This is a genomic window from Actinomadura rubrisoli (assembly GCF_004349215.1).
Taxonomy (GTDB): domain Bacteria; phylum Actinomycetota; class Actinomycetes; order Streptosporangiales; family Streptosporangiaceae; genus Spirillospora; species Spirillospora rubrisoli.
In genome coordinates, this window is sequence record NZ_SMKU01000604.1 from 1 (window position 1) to 2,726 (window position 2,726).

2 protein-coding genes are annotated in these 2,726 nt (G+C 69.5%); both read left to right on the plus strand.

The features are described 5' to 3' along the window. Positions 1-342 precede the first annotated feature (342 nt). Positions 343-1,140 carry an alpha/beta fold hydrolase gene (locus E1298_RS45950; RefSeq protein ID WP_131903657.1) on the plus strand — a complete coding sequence of 266 codons (798 nt, stop codon included), beginning with the start codon at positions 343-345 and terminating at the stop codon, positions 1,138-1,140. A 214-nt stretch (positions 1,141-1,354) separates the two neighbouring features. Beyond that, positions 1,355-2,299 (plus strand): ribose-phosphate diphosphokinase, encoded by a 945-nt coding sequence (locus E1298_RS45955; RefSeq protein WP_131903658.1) that lies wholly within the window; start codon positions 1,355-1,357, stop codon positions 2,297-2,299. The last annotated feature ends 427 nt before the right edge of the window (positions 2,300-2,726 follow it).

The window sequence follows — 2,726 nt, forward strand, 5'->3', positions numbered from 1 at the left end:
AAAACTCAAGCAGTTCCGCGCCATCGCCGCACGGTACGACAAACTGGCCAGCCGCTACCGCAGCGGCCTGCTACTGGCCAGCCTCATCCTCTGGCTCCGCCACCACGAGTTGTCAGACACCACCTAGCGCGCTGTGCTTATTGCAGTGTCCTTGGCGTCAGGCGCTAGCGCGCCTTCCTTCGGCGGGCACTGCGGCGATCGCTGCATCGCTCCGTCTCGCCTGGCGGCTCGCTGCGCGATCAGTTGCTCGCAGGCTCGCAACTGGCTTCGCACGCGATCGCAACGCTGAGGCCGTCGACGCCTGAGGCCCGCCGAGTGCGGGTTAGACCCTAAGGAGGCTCTATGACCGGCCGATCCCGCAACCCCACGCCGTTCACCGACTTCGGTGGTGACGGCGTTGACGTGTTGGCGGTCCACGGCCACTTCGGCGGCGCCCGGACGTTCGCCTCCCTCGCGCACGCCCTGGCCGGACGGGCCAGGATCACCGCCATCGACCAGCGCGGCCACGGGCACGCCGCCCACCGCGACGACTACACCATGGACGCCTACGTGGACGACCTCACCGCGTTTGTGCGCGACCGCGGTTTCACCCCGGCCGTGCTCTACGGGCATTCCATGGGCGGGGTGGTCGCCTTCAACCTCGCGGCGAAGCACCCCGATCTCGTCCGCGCGCTGATCCTTGAGGAGGCGCCCGCCGTGGTGGAACCGCCGATCCTGGACACCCGCGCATGGCCGGGGAGGGCACCGACCCTCATGGGCCTGGGCGCGGGCATCGTCAAGGAGGGCATCCCGGATCCGGCCTACTTCCTCGAAACCGCGATCCGGTACCCGGACGGCTGGGGCCTGCCGTTCGACCACGCGGGTGTGTACCGCTCCGAGGAACTGCTCCTCGGCGAGTGGTGGGCGGCCTGGCAGGCCGTCCAGTGCCCGACGCTGCTCGTCCACGGCGTCGAGAGCCGCGTGCTCCCGACGTCGCTGGCCAGGGAGATGGCCGAACGGCGTCCCGGCATCCGCTACGTGGAGTTGGAGGGATGCGGCCACTGGGCCCATGACGACGACGTCGCGGCCGTCGCCGAGACGGTCGCCGCGTTCCTGGACGAGGTCGTCCCCGACGACCCCAGCACCGGACGAACAGCATGAGCCGCGCCGCCAATGGCACTGCAGTAAGTAGGTTGCCTCAAGTGTCAACAGCCTCAGCGTTGCGATCGCGTGCGAAGCCAGGTTCGAGCGAAGCGAGAACCTGATCGCGAAGCGAGCCCCTGGGCGAGTCGGAGCGATGCAGCGATCGCCGCAGTGCCCGTTGAAGGAGGGCCGCCAAGGCCCGACGCCGAGGGCACTGCAATAGGCTCGACTCGTGCGTGAGATCGCGGTGTTCAGTGGTAGTGCCCATCCCGAGCTCGCCGCCGAGGTGTGCGCCCATCTGGGGGTGCCGCTGAGTCCTGCGCGCGTCTCCCGGTTCGCCAACGACTGCCTTGAGGTGCAGCTCCAGGCCAACTGCCGTGAGCGCGACGTGTACCTGATCCAGCCGCTAGTGGCGCCCGTCCAGGAGCACCTCGTCGAGCTCCTGCTGATGTGCGACGCGGCGCGCGGCGCGTCCGCGCGCCGCATCACGGTCGTGATGCCGCACTACTCCTACGCCCGCTCGGACAAGAAGGACGCGCCGCGCATCTCCATCGGCGGACGGCTGGTCGCCGACCTGCTGGTCGCCTCGGGCGCGAGCCGCGTGCTGGCGATGACGCTGCACTCGCCCCAGGTGCACGGCTTCTTCTCCGTGCCCGTCGACCATTTGCACGCTCTCCGCGAGCTGGCCGCGCACTTCCGCGGCCACGACCTGTCGCGGACGACGGTCGTCTCGCCCGACCTCGGCAACGCCAAGGAGGCCGCCGCCTTCGCCCGCCTCCTCGGCGTGCGGGTCGCGGCCGGCGCCAAGCAGCGCTTCTCCGACGACCGGGTCACGATCAGCACGGTCATCGGCGAGGTCAAGGACCGCGACGTGATCGTCCTGGACGACGAGATCGCCAAGGGCAGCACCGTCCTGGAACTGCTGGACCGGCTCCGCGAGCTGGGCGTCCGCACGATCCGGGTCGCCTGCACCCACGGCCTGTTCGCCGCCGGGGCCCTCAAGCGCCTGGCGGCCCAGCCGGACGTCCTGGAGATCGTCTGCACGAACACCGTGCCCGTCCCGGACGGGGAGCGCGACGGCAAGCTGCGCGTCCTGTCGATCGCCCCTGCCCTGGCCGAGGCAGTCAGACGCATCCACAACGGCGAGTCGGTCAGCGCCCTCTTCGACGCTCCCTAGGCCGCAATCACCGCAGCGCTCCCTGAAGGAAGGCGCTCCAACGCCTGGCGCTGAGGGCACCGCAGTAGGCGGATGGTAGTTGCCTTAAGCGTCGACGGCCTCAGCGTTGCGATCGCGTGCGAAGCCAGGTTCGAGCGTGCGAGAACCTGATCGCGTAGCGAGCCTCTGGGCGAGTCGGAGCGATGCAGCGATCGCCGCAGTGCCCGCCGAAGGAGGGCCGCCAAGGCCCGACGCCAAGGGCACTGCAATAAACACAGCTACAACAACATTCCGCTGCCGCCGGATTCCTCTTCGCCGTCGGTGGTGTGCTCCAGTTCGAGGTACTCGTCTTCCGGCCACAGCTCGTCGGCGAGGCAGGCGAGGTACTCCTCGTCGTCGGGGTCGAGTTCGGCCGTCAGCGACTCCGGATGTGGGCCGGGGCGGGGGT

Bases quoted from the DNA above. Each gene is read 5' to 3' on its own strand.
- E1298_RS45950 (WP_131903657.1), top strand. From the start codon at position 343: ATGACCGGCCGATCCCGCAACCCCACGCCGTTCACCGACTTCGGTGGT.